Origin of the sequence: Hafnia sp. HMSC23F03, assembly GCF_001816025.1 — a bacterium.
Classification (GTDB): domain Bacteria; phylum Pseudomonadota; class Gammaproteobacteria; order Enterobacterales; family Enterobacteriaceae; genus Hafnia; species Hafnia paralvei.
In genome coordinates, this window is sequence record NZ_KV824201.1 from 13,639 (window position 1) to 18,077 (window position 4,439).

General features: G+C 49.2%; 6 protein-coding genes and 3 pseudogenes. 1 reads left to right on the top strand and 8 read right to left on the bottom strand.

Annotated features, from left to right (window positions below):
• Positions 1-63: 63 nt before the first annotated feature.
• The 6 genes and pseudogenes from HMPREF3091_RS22060 to HMPREF3091_RS23050 all read right to left on the bottom strand — a co-directional run.
• Positions 64-1,143, bottom strand: a pseudogene (locus HMPREF3091_RS22060) (IS3 family transposase); the annotation flags it as partial.
• 11 nt (positions 1,144-1,154) lie between these two features.
• Entirely contained in the window at positions 1,155-1,517 is a 363-nt protein-coding gene (locus HMPREF3091_RS04120) for a hypothetical protein (protein ID WP_070714413.1), read from the bottom strand.
• Positions 1,518-1,526: 9 nt separating this feature from the next.
• Positions 1,527-1,682, bottom strand: a pseudogene (locus HMPREF3091_RS23035) (hypothetical protein); the annotation flags it as partial.
• 88 nt (positions 1,683-1,770) lie between these two features.
• Positions 1,771-1,923, bottom strand: coding sequence for a VENN motif pre-toxin domain-containing protein (locus HMPREF3091_RS23040; RefSeq protein WP_371328674.1), 153 nt, complete (start codon positions 1,921-1,923; stop codon positions 1,771-1,773).
• Positions 1,905-2,057, bottom strand: coding sequence for a hypothetical protein (locus HMPREF3091_RS23045; protein ID WP_371328675.1), 153 nt, complete (start codon positions 2,055-2,057; stop codon positions 1,905-1,907). Before HMPREF3091_RS23045 ends, HMPREF3091_RS23040 begins: the two co-directional genes overlap by 19 nt.
• Positions 2,058-2,220: 163 nt before the next feature.
• Positions 2,221-2,778 carry a hemagglutinin repeat-containing protein gene (locus tag HMPREF3091_RS23050; protein ID WP_070714416.1) on the bottom strand — a complete coding sequence of 186 codons (558 nt, stop codon included), beginning with the start codon at positions 2,776-2,778 and terminating at the stop codon, positions 2,221-2,223.
• On the opposite strand from HMPREF3091_RS23050, the pseudogene HMPREF3091_RS22735 reads away from it, so the two are divergent.
• Positions 2,660-2,908, top strand: a pseudogene (locus HMPREF3091_RS22735) (SymE family type I addiction module toxin); the annotation flags it as partial. The gene HMPREF3091_RS23050 and the pseudogene HMPREF3091_RS22735 overlap by 119 nt on opposite strands.
• A 36-nt stretch (positions 2,909-2,944) precedes the next feature.
• Here HMPREF3091_RS22735 and HMPREF3091_RS04135 read toward each other — a convergent pair.
• Together HMPREF3091_RS04135 and HMPREF3091_RS22625 are read right to left on the bottom strand one after the other, a co-directional pair.
• On the bottom strand, positions 2,945-3,415 hold the full coding sequence (locus HMPREF3091_RS04135) for a hypothetical protein (RefSeq protein ID WP_070714418.1): 471 nt from the start codon (positions 3,413-3,415) through the stop codon (positions 2,945-2,947).
• Positions 3,416-3,773: 358 nt separating this feature from the next.
• A complete protein-coding gene (locus HMPREF3091_RS22625; protein ID WP_168168175.1) occupies positions 3,774-3,911 on the bottom strand; it encodes a hypothetical protein in 138 nt (45 codons plus the stop codon).
• Positions 3,912-4,439 lie beyond the last annotated feature (528 nt).

Consider the following 4,439-nt stretch of genomic DNA (forward strand, 5'->3'; position numbering starts at 1 on the left):
AAAGACATACTTCATTTCAGGCGCTTCGCGAAGTGATCCTACCCGCGTAATGTGGACACACACCTAAGCGAGGGTTTGGTTTTCGAACTGTTCCGGACTGAGACCGCCGCAGGCACTGTGGCGTCGCCAGCGATTGTAATCACACTCGATATAATTAAATATCGTGGCCCGCATTATTTCACGGCTGGCAAAGTGCTCTCCGTGGACGCATTCCACCTTCAGCGAGTGGAAGAAGCTTTCCGGACAGGCGTTATCATAGCAGTTGCCTCTGCCACTCATGCTACCATGCAGATTATGCCGTTTCAGCAGCGCCTGATAGTCCGCTGAGCAGTACTGCCCACCCCGGTCGGTATGAACGATGATATTCTCCGGCCGTTTACGCCACCAGAGCGCCATTTGCAGCGCATCACAGGCCAGCTGCGCGGTCATCAGCGATGACATCGACCAGCCGATAACCAATCGCGACCACAGGTCGATGACCACCGCAAGGTACACCAGCCTTCATCGATACGTAAGTATGTGATGTAGCTTGGCCACTTCTGGTTCGGGTCTCTGGCGTAACATCCTGTTTCAGCAGATTTTCTGACACCGGCAGGCCGTATTCACGATAGCTGAAGCGGCGTGAGGCTTTAGCCCGCAATCCCTGTCGGCGCAGGCTGGAAGCTATCGTTTTCACCTTTTACGCCAGACCTTGCGCACGCAGCTCTTCGGCCAGCCGAGGCACACCGTAGCGCTGTTTTGCCTGACCGAAGGCGTCACTGACGGCGCTGTCGCAGCTTTGCCGGAATCGCTGCCGGGCATTAAGACAGTGCACCGTTTCTTCCACGCATACCAGCCGCTGCGGCTACACGCAGCACACGGCACACGGCACACGGCACATAGCTTTAATGCTGAACTCAGCCTGGTGTTTATCGATAAAGACATACTTCATTTCAGGCGCTTCGCGAAGTATGTCGCGACCTTTTGGAGAATGGCCAGCTCCTCATCCCGCTCAGCCAACTGGCGTTTGAGGCGGGCAATCTCCGCAACCTGTTCGCTCTCGCGCTCAGATGAGGTTGTCTGACGCTGCTGTTTGCTGCGCCAGTTATAAAGCTGAGATTCGTAAAGACTGAGTTCACGGGCGGCATCGGCTACGCCGGGATTAATCACAAGGTCTAGATTAGATCTTCACCATTTAAAAGCACAATAATATTTTCCTCCCCTAACTCTTTCCTGAGCATGTCTGCTACTTCAGAAGTATTCAACTTTGGGAAAGATTTATCATTGACTGATATCATAAAATACGATCTCGCTTCTTCAAGTCCAAACTCTTCCGCTATTAGTAGATCTGTTTCCTTTTTATATTTGTCAACTCGATCCTCAATAGATTTTAATTGTTCATGAGTTAAAACTTCATGAGCAGTATACATAAGATATGACTGGTCAAATAAACAACTATGATTTAACTTAATTACATCTAATTTAGGCTGCAATGACTCAACATCTAACTTGGTATAACATGTTATATCAATTGCCATCCCATTCTCCTACTTGATTCTCATTGGCTTGCCTGATTGATCTATTACAATAATTTTATCTAACCCTTTAACAGGCCAATCACTAAATTGTTTCTGCAAATCACTAACACTTGCCTTTGTATCTGCCAGATTAATAACAACGCTATTTGTTTTCCCTTTTTCAACCTTTTTCTCTACTTTACCCCGCTACAGTCCCCGCCGCCAGCCTGACAGGACTTCATTTCAGCAGACCAGGAATCTATCTGCTTACCGCTCAGATAGTTATTCTCAACCGCCGTCTTACCTGCCTGCCCGTCACCGCATCCGCTGTACTGCCTCCACTCAGCCCACCTGCAAGCCCGCCTGCCAGTGTACCCAATGCGCTGATAGTCTGCTTCTGCTCTTCCGTCAGGTCTTCTGACCGCACATCTGGATACAAGCTAGCTGCAATCGCTCTCGCCGCCAGTTCTCCGCCCGCAACTCTGCCACGACTGCACCCACTACCGCGTGAGCCGTCGCATTTGCAGCCACATTCACGCTACCGTCAGCGTTCGTGGTCATCGATTTCACCAGCTCTGCCAGATACGGCGAAGCCTCGCCTGCTATCGCCGCTTGCAGATCTCCACCTGCCAGCCCCTGCAACGCCAGTGTGGCTGCCTGAATACCCTGTTGTAACGCACTGCCAGTACCATACGGTGCCGACGCCGTATTACGGATCTGCTGCTCAAGTTCTTTGGCTGATGGCGACAGTTCGTCTTTCGCTGCCAGTGCCGCTTTCGCCGCTTCTATTGCCTGCGGATCTTTCAGCGCCTTCTATTCCGCAATCTGCCCCGCCATCAAGCTGCGTATGGTTACTCACTGTGATATCAAAACCACCCTCTCCGGCAAATATCCCGCTCTGCTCGATTACACTGTCGTAGTCCGAGTGCATCTTGTCCTTGCTGTAGCTGATGCCTCCCGACCCCGTCATGGTGCCGAACGAGAAACTGGCCCCGCCGCTGATGCTGTCCTGCCTGCTATCGTAATAATCACTGTCCTGCAGGCTGCTGATGGTCAGGTCGCCGCCGATATCCGCCACCACGCTGTTACCGCTCACCTGCGTACCGGCAATCGTGGTGTCGTCCCCGCGGTGGATATTCACGCGGCTGCCCACATCTATCGTGATTTCACAGGCGGGCTTTACGCCGGGAATTCCGATCCGGATCAGAGTGATGCCCGACTGCATCGTCATCACCACCCAGAACACCCGCGAGCTGTGGGGCTGCGCCGAAGACTTAAGCATCCTCAACTTCAATAAGAAGAAGATGAACCAGTGGATCAAGGATTTTCCGGGGGCGCTCAACGATACTGGCGATATTCCGACGATCAGGCGTGACCGCTACGACTGCCTGATCTGCAGTGAAAACGACTAGAAAGCAAAAATCCCGGCGCATTTGGCCGGGATTGTTTTACACAGTGATTTCATAAAGAGTATCAGGTGGAGCTTGATACTCTTCAAAGTCCGCATGGATCACATCATAAATTTCAGAGCACTTAATTCTTTTTATTGTCTCAATTTGATTGCATTCAGTTAATGCAACAATCATTTTTTGAGCATTAGTGATCTTAATCATATCAACCAATGTATCCAATAAAATATTAAGCCTATCTTTGGCTCCCGGTGGAAAGCCTATATTTGATGTTTCAGGATCATATTCATCATAATCTATCAAATATGTTGCATTAATTGAATTAGGGCCATCTGCAATATCGAATATAAAAAGATCATCCGTTGGAGCGAAATTAGATGGATAACCATATAATTCAGCAGCCGTAATTAATTGAATATTAACAGAACTCTCTGAAATATATTGTCTCAATGCGATCATCTCACCTGATCCCAAGGACGGTGATAAATACCCGTATACATCATTTGACATAATACACCTATTTTTTATCCTCTATCCAAGGACCAACAGACTTACCATCTTTATCTACTTCACGGTAGTATTTTTTATCAGCATAACCGCGCTCATTATAAGTAAACTTATGTTCATGCGGTGGAACTTTGCCATTGGAGTCATATCCCAATTGGCCATGAGTTTTTTGTTGACCTGAAGTGGTCGGTAACCGGGTTGGCGGTCACGGTGATATCACCCCAGACCTTCATCAGCAGGTTGCCTCCTGCTGCCAGGTCCGGTAATACAGATATTCTTCCCGGCGGTCAGGCTTATATCGTCCCAGTTTCACCTGGTGAGGTGTGCGCCAGGGAGACCTGTCCGCCGCCACCGTGGGTATTCAGGCGAAGGTATCCGCCAGCGTAAGGCGGCTGCTAATGCTACCGTCAGTGCTTTCCAGTGCAACCGTTTTACCGCTGATGGACCACACTCCCTCGCCCATGCTGGTAAAGCCGTAACAAGCACCTTCGGCGGCCATGTCAGCGCTCCGGATTGGGTCGGAATATGCACTTAATGTTTGCGATTAGTGACCTGCTCAACAGTTATTACTACAAAATGCTGTAACAACTTCAGCTCTTGGCACTGAGCAAACTGTTGGATCTATTTTCATACAGTTCCACTTGGGGCTGCATCTTCGATGCTCACTCTAGCTACGCTTCCCTTACAGGGTCACTTTATTAACGATCATCACGTACCTCATAGAGCTCTAACTAGCTTTGTACAACCCGTGTCTAAAGGTGGTCATTCTGGTGGTCTTGACAAACCCAATCTTTAGGTTTAGCTTACCAATCAGCCAGTTAATGGCGAAGGCGATCCCAGTCAGAGGAGCCAAATTTTAGTTTCATGACATCTCTATGAGTCCTGAAACGTTTAGAAAACAAGAGCTTATCTTTACCCGGTTATCCTGACAAGGACTACCGGGTTTTTTGACATCTGTAGTTCCTGGGGGATTAATCGGGGGCCTCACGGTTCGTTGAGAAAATGGAGCCCCCACTATGGCGTTAAC